The sequence below is a fragment of the Pseudarthrobacter sp. SSS035 genome (assembly GCF_023273875.1).
Taxonomy (GTDB): domain Bacteria; phylum Actinomycetota; class Actinomycetes; order Actinomycetales; family Micrococcaceae; genus Arthrobacter.
Genome location: NZ_CP096882.1, coordinates 2,783,935 through 2,800,969 on the forward strand (window position 1 = coordinate 2,783,935; position 17,035 = coordinate 2,800,969).

Sequence of the window (17,035 nt, forward strand, 5' to 3'; positions counted from 1 at the left end):
TCGAAATCAGCCGGCAACTCGGCCGGAGCACAGAAGGGAAACCGTCACCATGACTATCATCCAAAACAGCCTTTCCGCCGCCCCTGCGCCGGAGCTCAGCACGGGAGTTGCGGGTACCCCCGCATGGGACTCCGTAGTACTTGCCACTGCAGGACTGGGCGCTTGTACCTGCCAACGGGAGGAGGCCCCAGAGGCCGCTGGCAACGTCGTGGAGCTTTACCCCGGTGCCAGCGAGGCGAAAACGCGCCGGCCCCGGCTCACAGCTTCAGAGGCCGGAATGGCGACGGCCGAATACGCCATAGCCACCCTTGCCGCGGTTGGCTTCGCCGGACTTCTCGTCTTCATTCTCCGCAGCGACGAAGTGCGCGGATTCCTGCTGAACCTCATCCGCACGGCGCTGGCCTTGCCATGAGTCTGCCGCCGGCAGCGCTGCCACGGGCCGATGACCGGAGCAGCCGCTGTGGCCGCTGCCGGAACCAGGGCGTGGAAACCCGCGGGGCGCTGGGACCGGCGGCGGCGTTACGTCGCCGGTTCCGTCGCTGGCGCCGTGGGCCGGGGACTGCCCACGGCGCCGTGACGGCGGAGTTCGCGGTAGCGCTGCCGGCAGTACTGTTGCTCCTCGCACTGCTCCTGGCGGGAGCCTCCGCGGGCGTCACGCAGCTCAGGCTCGAGGAGGCGGCGCGGGCCGGCGCCAGGGCGCTGGCCCGTGGCGAGGACGCGGCTTCCGTGCAGGGGATCGTCAGGACCTTGGCGGGGACGTCGGCAACGGCGTCTGTCGGGACTGAAGGTGAGTGGCTCAGCGTTACGGTGGCCGACGGTGTGGGCGGGCCACTGGGGGCAACTGTGCCCTGGACGCTCACGGCCAAGGCCACCACGCGGAGCGAAACGCCAGCTGCCGCGGCCAATCCGGGGTTGGAGCCGGTCGGGGCCCCGGAGGAGGCGCCGTTGTGAACAGGCAATTCCGGGACAATCCGGAGCGCGGTTCGGGGACAGTGCTGGCTGCGGGACTGGCGCTGGTTGTCATCATGGCGATGGCCCTGATGTTGTTGTTCGCCCAGTCCGCGGTGATGGCCAGCAGGGCAGCGGCAGCGGCGGACCTCGCTGCCCTTGCCGCGGCCGATGCCCTGCGCGGGATCACGTCCGGAGACCCCTGCACCGTGGCCGCCGAGGTAGCAGCCCGCCATGATGCGGCACTCGTCAGCTGTACGGAAGGGGCCGGCCAGACCGTCAGGGTCCGAACGGAGCTGAATGCACGCACACTGGTTGGCGCCGCCACCGGTCAGTCGCGGGCCGGACCGCCGCCCTGAGCGGCTGTGGTGCTGAACGGCTCCGTGCTCGGCAGGAATTCCGCACTGCGGAGAGGCATTTCGCGCGCATCTTTGAGGAGGACGTCGATGAGCGTGACGGCGGCAGCCTTGTCCAGCGGATTGTTCTTGTTCCCACATTTGGGGGACTGGACGCAGGACGGGCAGCCCGCCTCGCATTCACACGCCTTGATGGCGTCGCGCGTCGCCGAGAGCCACACCTTTGCCTTGTCGAAGCCGCGTTCGGCAAAGCCGGCACCACCGGGGTGGCCGTCGTACACAAAGATGGTGGGCACGCCGGTGTCGGCGTGGATTGCGGTGGATACTCCGCCGATGTCCCAGCGGTCGCTGGAGGCCACGAGCGGCAGCAGGCCGATCGCTGCGTGTTCGGCGGCGTGCAGGGCCCCCGGGAACTGCGCCTCGATGAGCCCGGCGCCCGTCAGCGAACGGTTCTCAACCACAAACCAGACGGCCTTCGTAAACAGGTCCCGGGCGCCCAGCTCCAGCGGCTCCTCGCCCAGGATTTCGTTTGAAATCAAGGCCTTGCGCTGAAAGGAAACCACCTGTGTTGTCACTTTCACATCGCCGAAGTGGACGGCGATATCGCCCCAGTGCTCGGTCCGGAGTGTTTCGAGCACTTCGATCTGGGTCACGTCCCGGGCCGTTGTGTAGTAGTCGGGGTTGGCGCGCCGGACCACCACGCAGTGGTCGTCTTCATTCAGGTCCTCCACCACATAGCTGTCGCCCTGGTGCACATAGATGGCACCTGTGTGCGCCTGGTAGTGCGTCTGGGGCGAATCCATGGTCCCGAGCAGGGAACCGGTGTCGGCGTCAACGATGCTCACCGGTCCGCCTCCGTCGGCGCGAAGGTTCACCATGGCCGCAGCGCTCTGGGAGTGCGTCCAGAACCAGCCCGCAGGCCGGCGGCGCAAATAGCCCTGCGCCACGAGCTGCCCCAACAACTTCTCTGCCGTGCCGCCGAACAGGCCCAGCTCAGCCACGCCCAGCGGAAGCTCCGCGGCGGCGGCACAAAGATGGGGCCCCAGCACGTAGGGATTGGAGGGATCAAAGACGGTCGCCTCCACCGACACATCGAAAATCGCCTCGGGATGGTTCACCAGGTAGGTGTCGAGTGGATCATCGCTGGCCACAAACGCGGCAATCGCATCCTGGCCCGCGCGCCCGGCCCGGCCGATCTGCTGGAACAGCGACGCCCTAGTGCCTGGCCAGCCCGCGACCAGGACGGCATCCAGCCCGGAAATGTCGATGCCCAGTTCCAGGGCGGACGTGCTGGAGACACCCAGCAGCTCGCCGGAGCGGAGTGCCTTTTCCAGGGCCCGGCGTTCTTCCGGAAGGTAGCCGGAACGGTAGGCGGCCACGCGCTGGGGCAGACTGGGGTCCACCTCGTCCAGAAGGCGCTTGGTGATCGAAGCGATTGTCTCCGCTCCGCGGCGGGACTTGATGAAGGCGATGGTCCGGATGCGGGACGAGACCAGGTTCGCCAGCAGATCGGCCGTTTCAGCAACGGCGGTGCGGCGTTCCCTGGCGCCGTTCTCGCCCTTGAGGTCGGTCAGCGCAGGCTCCCAGAAAGCCACCGTAGTGGAACCGTGCGGCGAGCAGTCCTCGGCAACGGCCCGGACCGGCGCCCCGATCAGGCGGCCGAAGGATGTGCCTGGCTCGGAAGCCGTGGCTGAGGCGGCGATGAACACCGGCCCGGGGTGGGTGGTCCCGGCACCGTAGTACGCGCTGATGCGTCGCAGCCGGCGCATCAGGTTGGCGACGTGCGAGCCGAACACCCCGCGGTAGCTGTGGGCCTCATCCACGATCACGTACCGCAGCCGCCGGAAGAAGCTGGCCCACCAGGCGTGATTGGGGAGGATGCCAAAGTGGAGCATGTCCGGATTCGCGAGGATGAAGTTGGCGTGGTCCCGGATCCACCGGCGGGACGCGGGGTCGGTATCGCCGTCGTACGTCTCGGCCCGTACGGTGGGCAGACTCAGGGAACGGATGGCTGCGAGCTGGTCGGCAGCGAGTGCCTTCGTGGGGGAGAGATAGAGCGTCACGGCGCCGTCGTCGTGGATCTTTCCCGGTTCGGACAGGACGCGCAGCTCGGAGCGGTGGATGGCGTCCAGCGCCGGCAGTTGGTAGGCCAGGGACTTTCCGGAGGCCGTGCCGGTGGCGATGACCACGTGCTCGCCGCCGTGGGCCAAGTTGGCGGCCTGGATCTGGTGCCGGTACGGCTCGTGGATGCCCAGGGAGCCGTAAGCGGCCACCAGATCCGGGTGTGCCCACGTTGGCCACGGTGCGTGGACTGCCTGCCGGGCTGGGATGGTGCGGACATGACGCAGCTGTTCCGGGTCCGGGCCTCGGCCCAGCAATGGAATCAGGGAGTCATGGGGGTTCACCCCAACATTCTTTCACCCGGGGAAAAATCACCCCACGGAAAGGTCAGCACCCTCATCGGAGGTGGACAACAAAAGCACGCGGCAAACAGTGGACCATCCCAGGTGGGAGTACAGCTTCTGGCCGTCGATGGAGGCCAGCAGCAGGCCGTTCTCCACATCCGGTCCGATGGCCTGCGCCGCAAGGGCCTTCATGATGAAGCTGCCCAGGCCGCGGCGCTGGAACGCGGGTTGGACCACAATCTTGTCGAACACCGCTGTCTCGCCCACCACAAAAACCCTGCCGCTCGCCGCCACCGTGTCACCCGATCGGACCACCGCGTGGTGGACGCCGTCAAGTTCGGAGGTGACCAGGTTCAAATCGTCGTCGGAGAGCCAGGGATCCTCCGTGTCCTGGGTGGCCATGTCCACAATCATCATGGCCTGCGATGCGGACGTGACGTTCAGCCCGTGTTTTTGGGCCAGCGCCGTGAAACGGGCAACGTCGTTGGTGAGGATGGTCAGGACCCTCGGCGGTGCCTCGGCAGTCTTCGCAGCCAGGGCCGCGAACTCGTCAGCGGAGGGGTCATGGGCGAAGTATTCCCATTCCCCGGTGGTGTCGGCCCGCAGTGCGGCGGGGAATCGGCCCTCAACCGTTGTCTGGTAACCGCGGCAGCCGGCCCAGCCAGCTACCCAGACTTCAAGAAGGCGCGTGATGTCTTCAACCAAGGCGTCCGGACTCATGTCATGAGAGTATTCCAGCCCCGACACAAGCAACAGGGGTAGGGTGCCCCCGATGTGACTTGCTTATGCAATCGTGACAGGACAAGACTGACCGAATGCCCGCCGCCAAGGAACTGTCCAAGAACACCTTTCCGCGGTCCCTGCTGGTCTGCGTCGCCTTAATGGTGGCCATGGTGGGCGGCGCCAGGTATTGGGAGACGGCCACGGGCGTGGCTTACTGGGTCTGGCTTGCCTGCGGGCTCATCCCGCTGGTGGCCGGCGCACTGACCTACCGGAATTTGAAGCGCCCGCTCGACTTTTTGGGTTCGCGCTCCGAGCCCGAAGGAGCGCACCGGCCGGGACCTGGTGGTTTTCTTACTGCCGTGGTCCTGTTTGTGGTGCCGCGCCTCGTTGGTGACGGTGCGGCGGAACTCGCCCTCAACAATGGCGCTGATGCTTTCGCGGCCGCCGTGACGGCAACCGCGGTGCCCTTCGCCGTCGTCGTTATGGGCTATCGGGCGGCCGAAACTGCCCTGAACAGGCGCGACGCCGCTATCGCGGCGGGCCAACCTTAGCCCCGGCCACCGGGCGGGACCGGTGCCCGGCAACCCAGTACCCTTAAATACGTGGCTTTGAACCGAATTGTGCTCTTTTACGGCTTTACTCCCATCGCTGATCCGGACGCGGTGCGGCTCTGGCAGCGTGCCCTGTGCGAAAAACTCGGGCTGACCGGACGCATCCTCCTTTCCAAGGACGGCATCAACGCCACGGTGGGCGGCGAAATCGGCGCCGTCAAGCAGTACGTGAAGACCACCCGCGAATACAAGGGCTTCCACGGCATCGACGTGAAATGGTCCGACGGCGGCGCGGAGGACTTCCCTCGGCTGAGCGTTAAGGTCCGGGACGAGATCGTCTCCTTCGGCGCGCCCGGCGAACTCAAGGTGGATGAGCACGGTGTGGTGGGCGGCGGCACCCATCTCAAGCCCGAGGAACTCCATGAACTGGTGGAAGCCACGAAACAGGCCGGCGAGGACGTGGTGTTCTTCGACGGCCGCAACGCCTTCGAGGCCCAGATCGGCAAGTTCAAGGACGCGATCGTCCCGGACGTGGCCACCACCCACGATTTCATCAAGGAGCTCGACTCCGGCAAGTACGACGCCCTCAAGGACAAACCGGTGGTCACCTACTGCACCGGCGGCATCCGCTGCGAGGTGCTCTCCAGCCTGATGGTGAACCGCGGTTTCAAGCAGGTGTACCAGCTCGACGGCGGCATCGTCCGCTACGGCGAAACGTTCAAGGACCAGGGCCTCTGGGAAGGCTCGCTGTACGTGTTCGACAAGCGCATGCACCTGGAATTCAGCGAGGACGCCAAGACCATCGGTGAGTGCGTCCGCTGTGCCGCGCCCACCAGCAAGTTCGAGAACTGCTCCAACCTGAGCTGCCGCACACTGACCTTGTACTGCACCGAGTGTGCCGCCAGTCCGGAGACGCTGCGCTGCCCCGAAGGCTGCGCGGCCTGACGGCTCGCACGGTTCAGAGCCGGGCCAGCCGGAAGGCGAAATTGGCGGGGGACGGCGCTTCGACCTGGAAATGCAGCACCGTTTCCTTGGACAGGTAGATCACGCTTTCGCGCCGCGATCCGCAGCGCAGGCTGAGGTCCACCATGGTGAATTCGTCATTGCGGACTTTGAAGTCGACGCGCCGCTGGCTCCGGCACACCAGCACCAGGACGTAGGTTCCGGCGGGGAGGGGCGCCGTCGCGTCCGTTCGGATTTCCTCCGCGCGCAACAGGCCGAATGTCCTATGCGCCACCTGCAGGCCGGGCCCCACCTGGGACTCCGTCAACCAGGCCTCCATTTCAGCCTCGCTGACGGGATCGTTCCGCCACAGCTCAGCGCGTGGCCCCGGCTCGGTCACCTCCGGCGCGGACGGGGCGTTCTCGGCCGGCCGCCACCCTTCGTCGTACGTGTATTCACATCCGGTGAGCGCAGTTCCGGCAACGAGTGCGCCCGCCGTCCAGAGTACGACGGCGGCCCTCACCCGGGTGCGCACGGAGACTGACCGGGACGGGCAAGTGCCCGGACGAAGTACCGCCCTGCGGGGCGGCGGCGCCCCCTGGCTTGCGGGCATATTCCGACTCTATGCCCGGCACGGACCCCAATCCAGAGCCTCGAGGAAGTGCGGGGGAGGCTGGTCAGGGGAGGGGGTTAGGGGCTGCTGCTTACCAGCTGGTAGGCGTAGATCAGCGGTGCGTCGACGCTGGAGGCGCTGAGCTCCAGCGGTCCGGATTCCGGGAGCGTGATTTTGCGGGACTCCGGCGTGCCGTAGCAGGCGGCCCCGAGGTCGGCGAGTTCCTTGCCGCCGGACCGCACTGCCAGGAAGGCCTTGCCGCCGCCTTCGCAGACGAGTGTCAGCGTGTACTTGCCTGCCGGCACGTTCTCCGTATGGTCAATGGGCTGGGCGTTGAGAATCTTGCCGGAATCCTCGGCAACAATGCCGCTGGCCGACGGCATCGCCGTGGCTTTCCAGGCCGGCACATCCGCGTTCTCCACCGAAAGCTGCTGCGCGCAGCCCGAGACACCCAGGAGGACAGCTGCTGCAGCCACAGCGGAGAGGGCACGCGGCATGGAGGAAGGAAACGGAACCATGCTTCCAACTTACCCGGCGCCATCTGTGCTCCGTGATTCAGTCCCTTGACCTTGACGCTACGTCAACATTTATCGTTGAACCATCAGCCGGACCAGAACGTCCGGACCATCCCGCAACAGAGCAGGAAGGAGGACACATGGACTGGTCCATCCAGGACATCGCCCGGATCGCCGGGACCACCAGCAGGACGCTGCGGCACTATGACGACATCGGCCTGCTCAAGCCCAGCCGCACCGGCCACAACGGTTACCGCTACTACAACCAGGCGGCGATGGTGCAGCTCCAGCGCATCCTGCTCCTGCGCGGGCTGGGGCTGGGCCTGCCGGTGATCAGCCAGGTGCTCGACGACGAAGCGGACGCAGCGAAGGCGCTCACCGGGCATCTCGAATGGCTGAAGCAGGAACAGGACAGGCTGGCGCGGCAGATCGCGTCGGTCACCCAAACCATCGAAGCAGTGAAAGGAGGTGGCGAAATCATGGCAGAAGACATGTTCAACGGTTTCGACCACACGCAGTACAAGGACGAAGTGGAGGAACGCTGGGGCAAGGACGCCTACGCGAAGGGGGATTCGTGGTGGCGCGGCATGAGCACCGAGGAGAAGGCCGCGTGGAAGCAGCGCTCGCAGCAGCTGGGCGAGGACTGGATCGCCGCCGCCACGGCGGGTATCGCACCGGACAGCGCGGAGGCCCAGGCCATCGCGAGGCGGCACGTCGAATGGCTGACCGGCATCCCGGGCACCCCGGCGTCGGACGCCCGCGGCCAGGCTGACCGCAAGGGCAACGCTGACGTCCAGGCATACGTCACCGGACTCGGCGAAATGTACGTTGCTGACCCTCGGTTCGCCAAGAACTACGGCGGCGCGGACGGTGCCGGCTTCGTCCGGGATGCCCTGAAGATCTACGCGGCGGAGAACCTGTAGCCCGTCAGGAGGAAGCGTGCCCGCCAATAGACTTGGGCGGTGACTGATTCCACGCTTTTCCTGGCCGGCAACACCCCCGATGCCCCGCGCAGCGACCTCCCCGGGCTGCTGACGGCGCTCGCCGCGGACCTGCGCCGGGTGGACTACACGCTTGACGGCGTGGCCGGGCTGCTGGGCGAGTCGGCCTACCGCGCGCTGAACCGGGACCAGATCATCCCGGCGCTGCTGGCCACCGAACCTGCCCTCCAGAATGATGCCGCAGAGAGTGGCGCAGCGAACGGTGAGAAGACGACGGCGGCGCTCGCCGCCGTCGTGCGTCTCTGGCTCCTGGCGGAACCGCAGACGCGGGAAACGCTCGACGCCGCCCTGCCGAGAGTACGGGCCGACGGCCTGATCGAGCTGGGGCTGCTCGAGCCCGTGCCCGGCCCAGATCGGCCCGGCCCTGAGCTGCCCGGCGCTGCCGTGGGCGCGGACGTGCTACAGGCAAAGGCGGATCTGCGGCCGTACGGCTGGGACGCCAATGAGGACGGCAGCGGAGGCGCCGAGCTCTGGGTGGCCAGCGACCTCGCCGCGCACCAGCAGGCCGGCGTGCTGCGGCACGACCACGTGCTGGGCATCGGGCAGGCGTCCACCACGCTGGTGCAGACCACCGTCCGCCGCCACGTCGCCAAGGCCCTGGACCTGGGTACGGGCTGCGGCATCCAGTCCTTCCACCTCCTGCACCATGCCGAGCACGTGACGGCAACGGACATCTCAACGCGGGCGCTGGCCTTCACCCGGTTTAATCTCCTCCTTAATGCCGAGGCCCTGCACCTGGACCCGGAGCACCTGGAGGACCGGGTGAGCCTTCGGCTGGGGTCGCTCCTGGAGCCGGTGGCGGGGGAGGAATTCGAACTGGTGGTATCCAACCCGCCGTTCGTCATCACCCCGCGGACCCTGGGCGAAGCCGCGTCCGGGCAGTTCACCTACCGTGACGGCGGCCTGCCCGGCGATGACATTGTGTCCTCGCTCGTGGCGGCGCTGCTCGGTGCCCTGGCCCCGGGCGGCACCGCGCAGCTGCTGGGCAACTGGGAAATTCCCGCGGGGACCGAGTGGTACGAGCGGCCCAAGAGCTGGATCGGTCCGGACGCGGATGCCTGGTTCATCCAGCGCGAGCAGGTGGGCCCGGAGCAGTACGCCGAAACGTGGCTGCAGGACGCGTCCGAATCCCGCGACCGGATGCATTACCGGGACGCCTACGCCGCCTACCTGGCGGACTTCGCTTCCCGGAACGTGGCGGGGATCGGCTTCGGGATGATCTGGCTGCGCCGGCCGACGGCGGGACGACCCGCCGCCTCCATCAGCCGTTTCGAGGAAATCACGTACCCCATTGAGCAGCCCATCGGGCCCCACCTGGGCGCCGCCGTCGAGCGTTCCGACTGGCTGGCCGCCAACAGCCTGGCGGACGCGCACCTGCTCGTGGCGGACGACGTCACGGAGGAGCGCCATCAGCGCCCCGGCGCCGAGCACCCCGGCGTGATCCTGCTGCGCCAGGGTGCGGGCCTGCGCCGGACCAATCTGCTCAGCACCGAACTCGCCGGATTTGTCTCCGCGTGCGACGGTGACCTCTCCGTCGGCCAGATCATCGGAGCCCTTGCCGCGCTGCTCGGCGGGAGCCTCGCCGGGGAGGACGGGTTCGACGGCGACGCGTTCCGGACCGGGTTGCTCGACGACGTCGCGAACCTGGTCAGCGACGGTTTCCTGGTTCCTTCCGAGCCTGCTGAATAGTGGTTCGGCGGGCCCCGGAACACCCCACATCGGGATCCCGGATGTGCCTGATGAGTCAACTGGTTTTCCACATGAATGCGCACTATTGTCCAAAATATGGTGAACTAGGCCAATATGGGCTCATCTGCCCGAGCAACCTTTTTCTGTAGGAGCACCGTGCCAAGCAAGGCCAAAACAGGCAAGAAACTCGTGATTGTGGAGTCTCCGGCCAAGAGCAAGACCATCGCCAAGTACCTCGGCGAGGGCTTCATCGTAGAGGCCTCCATTGGTCACATCCGCGACCTGCCGCAGCCGTCTGAGCTTCCTGCAGAACTGAAGAAAACCTCGGTGGGCAAGTTCGCCGTCGACATCGAAAACGACTTCAAACCGTATTACGTGGTGTCCGCGGACAAGCGTAAAAAGGTCACCGAGCTGAAGGCCGCGCTCAAGGATGCCGACGCCCTCTATCTCGCAACCGATGGGGACCGCGAGGGCGAGGCCATCGCGTGGCACCTGCTGGAAGTGCTTAAGCCCAAGGTCCCGGTGTACCGGATGACGTTCGGCGAAATCACCAAGGAAGCCATCCACCGCGCCATGGACAACCTGCGCGATGTTGATACGGCCCTGGTGGACGCGCAGGAAACCCGCCGCGTCCTGGACCGGCTCTACGGCTACGAGATTTCCCCAGTGCTGTGGCGCAAGGTTGCCCGCGGCCTGTCCGCCGGGCGCGTGCAGTCCGTGGTCACCCGCATGGTGGTGGACCGTGAACGCGAACGCATGGCCTTCAAGGCCGCCTCGTACTGGGACCTGACGGGCCAGTTCGGGGCAGGCGCCGGTTCGTTCAAGGCGAAACTCGCTGCGGTTGACGGGGCCAAGGTCGCTTCGGGCCGGGACTTCAACGACGACGGCGTGCTCACCTCGCGCAATGCGGCGCACCTCAACGAGGAACTCGCCACCTCGCTGGCCGCCGGTCTCCAGGATGCGGACTTCCGCGTCCGGTCCGTGGACACCAAGCCGTACACACGCCGTCCGGCCGCGCCGTTCACCACGTCCACGCTGCAGCAGGAGGCCGGCCGCAAGCTCCGCTTCTCCTCAAAGAGCACCATGCAGGTGGCCCAGCGGCTGTACGAAAACGGCTACATCACCTATATGCGTACCGACTCCTCGGCGCTGAGCGACGAAGCCGTCACGGCCGCCCGCCGCCAGGCCTCCGAGCTGTACGGCCCGGAGTACATCCCGGCGTCGCCCCGCATGTACACCAGCAAGGCTGCAAATGCGCAGGAAGCCCACGAGGCCATCCGCCCCGCCGGTGACTCCTTCCGCACCCCCGCGCAGGTGGCCAAACAGCTCTCCGGCGACGAGTTCCGCCTGTACGAACTGATCTGGAAGCGCACCGTCGCATCCCAGATGGGTGACGCCAAGGGCTCGACGGCGACCATCCGCCTGGGTGCCGTGGCCACCGATGGCCGGGACGCTGAGTTCTCCGCCTCCGGTACCGTCATCACCTTCCCGGGCTTCCTGGCCGCCTATGAAGAAGGCAAGGACGAAAGCCGCGGGGACGACGACTCCGACGAAGCCCGGCGGCTGCCGAACGTGGCCAAGGACGATGCCCTCACGGCGTCGGACATTGTGGCCGTGGGCCACGAGACCTCGCCGCCTCCGCGCTTCACCGAAGCTTCGCTGACCGCCGAGCTGGAGAAGAAGGGCATCGGCCGACCGTCAACCTATGCCTCCACCATCTCCACCATCCAGGACCGCGGCTACGTCCGGAAGCAGGGTTCCGCGCTGGTGCCCAGCTGGATCGCGTTCTCCGTGATCCGCCTGCTCGAGCAGCACTTCACGGACTATGTGGACTACGAGTTCACGGCGGACATGGAAGGCGACCTGGATAAGATCGCCAACGGCCAGGCCGTTGGATCCGCCTGGCTCAAGCACTTCTACTACGGTGAAGATTCCGATCCGGGCCTGCTCAGCATCGTGAACAACCTGGGCGAGATCGACGCCCGGGAAATCAACTCCATTCCCATCACGGATGACATCACTCTGCGGGTGGGCAAATTCGGCCCGTACCTGGAAAGCTCCGCTGCCACGGTGGACGCCAAGACCGGCGAAATCGTGGAGAACTCCCGCGCCAACGTCCCCGAGGACCTGGCACCGGACGAACTGACGGCGGCGAAGGCCATCGAGCTCATGGAAACGGCTGCGCCGGAAGAACGCGTCCTCGGCGACGACCCCCACACCGGGCACAGCGTTGTGGCCAAGAATGGCCGCTACGGCGCGTACGTCACCGAAGTCATCCCCGAGATGACCGAGGAACAGCTGGCCAACCAGCCCGTGGAGTACTACAAGAACGGCAAGCCGAAGCCGCCGAAGAAGCCCGTCAAGGCCAAGCCGCGCACCGGTTCGCTGTTCGCGTCCATGACCGTGGATTCCGTGACCCTGGACGAAGCGCTGCAGCTGATGAGCCTGCCCCGCGCCCTGGGTGAGGACGCCGAAGGCAACCTCATCACGGTGCAGAACGGCCGCTTCGGCCCGTACCTGAAGAAGGGCACGGACTCCCGCTCCATCGGCACCGAAGAGGAAATCTTCACCATCACGCTGGAGCAGGCACTGGACATCTACTCCCAGCCCAAGCAGCGCGGCGCCCGTGCCGCCGTGGCGCCGCTGGCCGAGTTCGGACCGGACCCCGTTTCCGAGAAGAACATCGTGGTCAAGGAAGGCCGCTTCGGCCCGTACATCACCGACGGCATCACCAACATCACCGTCCCGCGGTCCACATCCTTGGAGGAACTGACCCGCGAACAGGCCATTGAACTCCTCGCCGAGAAGCGGGCCAAGGGTCCGGTCAAGCGCACCACAACGGCCCGCAAGGCCCCGGCAAAGAAGAAGGCCCCGGCCAAGAAGTAAGTCAGGACCGGGATGGCAGAAATCCTCGGCGTGCTCGCTCGTTCCTCGCTTAGACGCACGCTGCCGGATTCCTCCCATCCCGGCCCGTGTGTCATCCTCGGAATTGCGGTGCCGGGCACAACGTGGTCGAGTAGATACATGACTGAACAGCCCGGCACAGCCGATCTCACGCCGCTCAACGACCTCGAAGAGAAGCTCGCCCTGGGCGGCCAGCCCGAGGGCAGCCCGGTGGACGTCATCCTGTCCTTCCTCAACAGCGAGGTCTACGTCATCAGCACCGACGGCATCGAAGGGGAGGATTCCCAGGTGGAGCCGCTGGTATTGGCGAACGCCGACGGCGAGCCCGTCCTTGCGGTGTTCTCGCACCCCAGCCGCGTTGACGAGCAGTATCTTGAGGCGGCCCCGAACGTCCTGGGGACCCAGGGTGCAGCCATCATCGCCAACATTGGCGAGGAATTGGGCATGGTGATCAACCCCGGCGCTGCATACGGGTTTGAGATCAACCCGGAGGGCGTAGCCAACATCAAGCGCGACTTCAAGCGGGCGGATGAGCTTCCCGACGGCGCACCCGAGGACGCCTCCGCAAACTGACATCTTTTGCGCAGGGTTGTAAGTGAGGGCCGGGGCAGGGGAATAATGGCAGGATGCGGCTAGGCGTCCTCGATATCGGGTCAAACACTGTCCACCTTCTCCTGGTGGATGCCCACCCTGGCGCGCGTCCGGTGCCTTTCGCGTCGCACAAACGGCCCATATCCCTGGTCCAATACCTGGATACCGACGGCAACATCACCGACGAAGGGCAGCACGAGCTGACCGAATTCGTCCTTGAAGCCTGGGAGTTTGCCGCCAGGCACAAAGCGGACGACCTTCTGGCTTTCTGTACGTCTGCCATCCGTGAAGCCACTAACGGCCCTGCCGTGCTGGCCCGGGTCAAGCACGAAACCACTGTCACCCTGCAGGAACTGACCGGCAGCGAAGAAGCCTCCATGACCTTCTTCGCCGTCCGCCGCTGGTACGGCTGGGGTGCGGGACCGATCCTGAACCTGGACATCGGAGGCGGCTCCTTCGAAATGGCCTTCGGGCAGGACGAACTGCCCGAAGTGGCCACTTCCGTGCCGCTGGGCGCCAGCCGCCTGACCCGCGACTGGCTGGCTGAGGACCCGCCTTCCGCCAAGAGCGTCAAAGAGCTGCGCCGCTACATCCGGGCCACCCTCGCCCCGGCGGTCAGGCAGTTCGACGGCCTGGGCCGCGCCAACGTTGTGGCCGGAACCTCCAAGACCTTCAGGTCGCTCGCCAGGGTCGCCGGAGCAGCCCCGAGCGCCGCAGGGCCCTACGTGAAGCGCACACTTAACGCCACGGATCTGGGCGTGTGGGCGCAGCGCATTTCAGCCATGAAGTCCGAGGACCGGCTCTTTCTGCCGGGCGTGTCAGAGGCCCGCGCGCACCAGCTGCTCGCCGGGGCTCTGGTGGCCGAGGCTGCCTTGGAAATGTTCAAGTTCAAGAAGATCAGGATCTGCCCGTGGGCGCTGCGTGAAGGGCTGATCCTGCGCCGGCTCGACCAGCTGGTCTTCGCCGGTCCGCTGGGTCCGGCCCCGCATATCGTGGAGCCCGCCGCGGCACGCCAGACGATCGAGGCTTCACCGGCCTGAGACCCGGGCTAGCCCAGGGCGCAGACAGCGGGGTCGCGTGGCTTATGAGTGACTCATCAGCAAGAGCTCCGGACGGCGTGCTGCCCAGGGCCGCACAGCTTCCACGGCGGCGCCAACGGCGAAGACCGTGGCGTCGTCGAACGGGTGGCCCACAATCTGTACCCCGGTGGGGATGCCACAGTCTGCCATTCCGCTCGGCACGGCCAGCACCGGGCAGCGGTTGGCGATATTGAACGGCGCCGTCATGTGGCCCTGCCAGTAATGTTCCAAATGCACCTCGCCGGCTTCAATGCCGTCAAGGTACATGCCGTCAGCGTCGAGCGCGGCAATGGCGGAGGCCGGGCAGATCAAGGCGTCGAAGCCGGCCATCGCAGCGGCCAGTTCAGCCTGGATGCGCGTCTCCGCCCTGATGCCGTCGACGAAGCGGTTTTCGTCCGCAGCTTTGCGAGCGTCCGCCATGAAGCGTCGGGTGTAGGCAGCAAGCAGCTCCGGTGCGGCTGCGGTGTCATCCTCCATGGCCGGGCCCAGGAGGTAGCCAAAGTGCGTGAACATCGTTGCGCTGATATCTTCGGTGGTCCAGGGCAGTTCGATCTCCTCCACCACAGCTCCGGCTGCGCGCAGGGCGGAGGCCACGGCGCGGGTGTTGGCCTCTATGTCCGCGGCCACGGGGTAATTCCCCAGCCGGATGCACAGTGCCATCCGCATGCCCGCCACAGAAGCGGTGGCAACGGGACCCGGAGGGCAGGACAGTGCCGGACTGTCGCCGAGGGAAGTGTGGTCCCCGGGATGCCGGCCCGCCATGACGTTCGCCAGCAAGGCCGCGTCCGCCACAGTCCGGGCCATCGGGCCGTCGCCGCGGTAGTGGTCCGCGGAGAGCGGGGCCAGGCCGGGAATCCTTCCGTAGGGTGCCTTGTAGCCGACGGTTCCTGTGAACGACGCCGGCAGCCGGGTTGAGCCGGCGATGTCGGAGGCGGTGGCGAGCGGCGTGAGCCCGGCCGCCAGGGCCGCCCCCGAGCCGCCCGAGGAGCCACCTGGGGAAAACCGCTGGTCCCACGGGTTGCGGGTGACACCCCACAACGGGCTGTGGGTGACCGTGGCGCAGCTGTATTCCGGCGTGGTGGTGCGCATGTGGATGATTCCGCCCGCCCGGCGGATCCGGTCGATGACGGGATGGTCCGCCTGCGCCAGTTCGTCCTTGCGGGCCACCAGTCCCTGCGAGAGGGTGCGTCCCTTGATCCCGTGCTTTTCTTTTGCTGCGACCGGCAGCCCCAGCAGCGGCGTCAGGTCCCGGCCACGCGCGTATTTCGCGGCTGCCTGACGTGCGGCGGGCAGCGCTTCTTCGAAGAGGGTTTCGGTCAGGGCGTTGATCTGGCCGTTGACGGCTTCCGTCCTCGCGATCACCGCGTCCAGGAGCTCCACGGGAGAGAGCTCCCTGGCACGGAAGAGCCGCAAGGCCGTGGCGGCGTCGAGGTAGTGCAGTTCGGTCATGCGAGCGCCTCCGCCGGCAGCGCGGAGGACCCTGCGAGGGCCCCGCAGGTAAGCTCACGGGCCACGCCGGTGAGCATGTCCACACCGACAACCATGTCGGCGTCCGTGGTGAACTCCCGTTCGCAGTGCGAGACGCCGTCCACGCTGGGGATGAACAGCATCACGGACGGTGCCACCGTGTTCATGGCAACGGAATCGTGCCCGGCCATGGTCTGGATCCGCCGCGCCGAGAGCCCCAGATCAGCCGCCACTTTGTCGGCGAGTTCCAGGCCGGCCTCGGAGAAGCGGCGGATGGGGCGGATATCGAAGTCCTTTATGTTGACCTTGATGTCATGCTCGCGTGCCAGCACGTCGATGTCCTTGATGAGCTTGGCGCGTGCTGCCTTGACGATGTCCGGATCGCCAGATCGGAGGTCCGCCACGAGGTGTACGCGGCGCGCCACCACGATGGGTGAGTTCGGCTCCAGTGTCAGCTGTCCCACGGACGAGACGAGGGCCTCGTCCGCGAAGTCCTTCGTGACATCGTGCACCATAAGAATGATCTTGGACGCTGCCACGAGGGCGTCGTGGCGGTCGGCCATGGCGGTGGCGCCGGTGTGTGACTGTTCTCCAAGCACCTCGATGTCCAGCTTCTGGGTGTACCAGCTGCTGTCCACCAGGCCGATCGACATCCCTTCCCGCTCCAGGATCCGGCCCTGCTCGATGTGGATCTCCGCGTAGCCCGCAACCTCGGGCCCCTCGTCCGTGCCGAGGTACCCGATGCCGTCCAGGGCCTCGCGGACCGTGACCCCCTGCAGGTCGGCGACATCCAGCATCTGTTCGCGCGGCAGGAGCCCCGCAAAGACCGAACTACCCATGATGCTCGGTGCGAAGCGGCCGCCCTCTTCGTTGAACCAGTTCACCACCGCCAGATTGAACCGGGGCGCAGCACTGCCCTCCGCGACCTCGGCATCAACCCGCCGGGCCGCGTGCATCGCGGCAATGACACCGTAGGCTCCGTCGAAGCGCCCGCCGAGCGGCTGGCTGTCCAGATGCGAACCGATCAGGACATACGGTGCCCCGGGCGTCCACTCCAGCAGCCCGAACATGTTGCCAATTCCGTCCACCCGGAGTTCCCACCCGGCGTCGCGCACCCAGGCGGCGAACCAGTCGCGTGTCCGCGCATCCTCCGCCGTGGCTGCTTGGCGGTCTACGCCATTGTTGGAGGTGGCGCCGATGGTGGCCACATGGTGGAAGTCTTGGAGGAATGCTGCTGAGTTCATGGGAAGT

Annotated in this window: 16 protein-coding genes; 10 read left to right on the top strand and 6 right to left on the bottom strand. The window is 66.6% G+C overall.

What is annotated here, in order from left to right; translation table 11 throughout:
• Positions 1-49: 49 nt before the first annotated feature.
• The 3 genes from MUN23_RS12860 to MUN23_RS12870 are packed head-to-tail and all read left to right on the top strand — an operon-like array spanning position 50 to position 1,307.
• On the top strand, positions 50-412 hold the full coding sequence (locus MUN23_RS12860) for a DUF4244 domain-containing protein (protein ID WP_248758713.1): 363 nt from the start codon (positions 50-52) through the stop codon (positions 410-412).
• Positions 409-951 (top strand): TadE family type IV pilus minor pilin, encoded by a 543-nt coding sequence (locus MUN23_RS12865; RefSeq protein WP_248758719.1) that lies wholly within the window; start codon positions 409-411, stop codon positions 949-951. Before MUN23_RS12860 ends, MUN23_RS12865 begins: the two co-directional genes overlap by 4 nt.
• Positions 948-1,307: an Rv3654c family TadE-like protein gene (locus tag MUN23_RS12870; protein WP_248758721.1), complete on the top strand. Its 360-nt coding sequence runs from the start codon at positions 948-950 to the stop codon at positions 1,305-1,307. The genes MUN23_RS12865 and MUN23_RS12870 overlap by 4 nt, the downstream gene beginning before the upstream one ends.
• Here MUN23_RS12870 and MUN23_RS12875 read toward each other — a convergent pair.
• Both MUN23_RS12875 and MUN23_RS12880 read right to left on the bottom strand, forming a co-directional pair.
• The gene (locus MUN23_RS12875) at positions 1,280-3,709 is read right to left on the bottom strand and encodes a DEAD/DEAH box helicase (RefSeq protein ID WP_248758722.1); all 2,430 of its coding nucleotides are present in this window, start codon (positions 3,707-3,709) and stop codon (positions 1,280-1,282) included. The genes MUN23_RS12870 and MUN23_RS12875 overlap by 28 nt on opposite strands.
• A 27-nt stretch (positions 3,710-3,736) precedes the next feature.
• Positions 3,737-4,429, bottom strand: a complete 693-nt coding sequence (locus MUN23_RS12880) for a GNAT family N-acetyltransferase (RefSeq protein ID WP_248758724.1) — start codon at positions 4,427-4,429, stop codon at positions 3,737-3,739.
• 95 nt (positions 4,430-4,524) lie between these two features.
• Here MUN23_RS12880 and MUN23_RS12885 point away from each other — a divergent pair, with 95 nt between their 5' ends.
• Together MUN23_RS12885 and MUN23_RS12890 are read left to right on the top strand one after the other, a co-directional pair.
• Positions 4,525-4,983, top strand: a complete 459-nt coding sequence (locus MUN23_RS12885) for a hypothetical protein (protein WP_248758726.1) — start codon at positions 4,525-4,527, stop codon at positions 4,981-4,983.
• A 51-nt stretch (positions 4,984-5,034) separates the two neighbouring features.
• Positions 5,035-5,928 carry a rhodanese-related sulfurtransferase gene (locus tag MUN23_RS12890; RefSeq protein ID WP_248758728.1) on the top strand — a complete coding sequence of 298 codons (894 nt, stop codon included), beginning with the start codon at positions 5,035-5,037 and terminating at the stop codon, positions 5,926-5,928.
• A gap of 13 nt (positions 5,929-5,941) precedes the next feature.
• Here the strand turns inward: MUN23_RS12890 and MUN23_RS12895 are convergent, their stop codons facing one another.
• A complete protein-coding gene (locus tag MUN23_RS12895) occupies positions 5,942-6,538 on the bottom strand; it encodes a hypothetical protein (RefSeq protein WP_248758730.1) in 597 nt (198 codons plus the stop codon).
• Between the two features lie 77 nt (positions 6,539-6,615).
• Positions 6,616-7,056, bottom strand: a complete 441-nt coding sequence (locus MUN23_RS12900; RefSeq protein WP_248758732.1) for a hypothetical protein — start codon at positions 7,054-7,056, stop codon at positions 6,616-6,618.
• Between the two features lie 137 nt (positions 7,057-7,193).
• Between MUN23_RS12900 and MUN23_RS12905 the strand changes: the two genes are divergently transcribed.
• The 5 genes from MUN23_RS12905 (at position 7,194) to MUN23_RS12925 (ending at position 14,278) form a co-directional block, all read left to right on the top strand.
• Entirely contained in the window at positions 7,194-7,976 is a 783-nt protein-coding gene (locus tag MUN23_RS12905) for a MerR family transcriptional regulator (RefSeq protein WP_248758733.1), read from the top strand.
• A 39-nt stretch (positions 7,977-8,015) separates the two neighbouring features.
• Positions 8,016-9,743, top strand: coding sequence for a methyltransferase (locus MUN23_RS12910; RefSeq protein WP_248758735.1), 1,728 nt, complete (start codon positions 8,016-8,018; stop codon positions 9,741-9,743).
• Between the two features lie 156 nt (positions 9,744-9,899).
• Complete coding sequence (topA, locus tag MUN23_RS12915; RefSeq protein WP_248758736.1) at positions 9,900-12,629, top strand: type I DNA topoisomerase; 2,730 nt, start codon at positions 9,900-9,902, stop codon at positions 12,627-12,629.
• 138 nt (positions 12,630-12,767) lie between these two features.
• Positions 12,768-13,220 (top strand): SseB family protein, encoded by a 453-nt coding sequence (locus MUN23_RS12920; RefSeq protein WP_248758737.1) that lies wholly within the window; start codon positions 12,768-12,770, stop codon positions 13,218-13,220.
• Between the two features lie 53 nt (positions 13,221-13,273).
• Positions 13,274-14,278 (top strand): Ppx/GppA phosphatase family protein, encoded by a 1,005-nt coding sequence (locus tag MUN23_RS12925; RefSeq protein ID WP_248758740.1) that lies wholly within the window; start codon positions 13,274-13,276, stop codon positions 14,276-14,278.
• 42 nt (positions 14,279-14,320) lie between these two features.
• Here the strand turns inward: MUN23_RS12925 and MUN23_RS12930 are convergent, their stop codons facing one another.
• Positions 14,321-15,766 (bottom strand): amidase, encoded by a 1,446-nt coding sequence (locus MUN23_RS12930; protein WP_248758741.1) that lies wholly within the window; start codon positions 15,764-15,766, stop codon positions 14,321-14,323.
• Positions 15,763-17,028 carry a M20 family metallo-hydrolase gene (locus MUN23_RS12935; protein ID WP_248758742.1) on the bottom strand — a complete coding sequence of 422 codons (1,266 nt, stop codon included), beginning with the start codon at positions 17,026-17,028 and terminating at the stop codon, positions 15,763-15,765. Before MUN23_RS12935 ends, MUN23_RS12930 begins: the two co-directional genes overlap by 4 nt.
• Positions 17,029-17,035 lie beyond the last annotated feature (7 nt).

Bases quoted from the DNA above. Each gene is read 5' to 3' on its own strand.
- MUN23_RS12880 (WP_248758724.1), bottom strand. From the start codon at position 4,429: ATGAGTCCGGACGCCTTGGTTGAAGACATCACGCGCCTTCTTGAAGTC.
- MUN23_RS12920 (WP_248758737.1), top strand. From the start codon at position 12,768: ATGACTGAACAGCCCGGCACAGCCGATCTCACGCCGCTCAACGACCTC.
- MUN23_RS12865 (WP_248758719.1), top strand. From the start codon at position 409: ATGAGTCTGCCGCCGGCAGCGCTGCCACGGGCCGATGACCGGAGCAGC.
- MUN23_RS12935 (WP_248758742.1), bottom strand. From the start codon at position 17,028: ATGAACTCAGCAGCATTCCTCCAAGACTTCCACCATGTGGCCACCATC.
- MUN23_RS12900 (WP_248758732.1), bottom strand. From the start codon at position 7,056: ATGGTTCCGTTTCCTTCCTCCATGCCGCGTGCCCTCTCCGCTGTGGCT.
- MUN23_RS12860 (WP_248758713.1), top strand. From the start codon at position 50: ATGACTATCATCCAAAACAGCCTTTCCGCCGCCCCTGCGCCGGAGCTC.
- MUN23_RS12925 (WP_248758740.1), top strand. From the start codon at position 13,274: ATGCGGCTAGGCGTCCTCGATATCGGGTCAAACACTGTCCACCTTCTC.
- MUN23_RS12885 (WP_248758726.1), top strand. From the start codon at position 4,525: ATGCCCGCCGCCAAGGAACTGTCCAAGAACACCTTTCCGCGGTCCCTG.
- MUN23_RS12930 (WP_248758741.1), bottom strand. From the start codon at position 15,766: ATGACCGAACTGCACTACCTCGACGCCGCCACGGCCTTGCGGCTCTTC.
- MUN23_RS12905 (WP_248758733.1), top strand. From the start codon at position 7,194: ATGGACTGGTCCATCCAGGACATCGCCCGGATCGCCGGGACCACCAGC.
- MUN23_RS12895 (WP_248758730.1), bottom strand. From the start codon at position 6,538: ATGCCCGCAAGCCAGGGGGCGCCGCCGCCCCGCAGGGCGGTACTTCGT.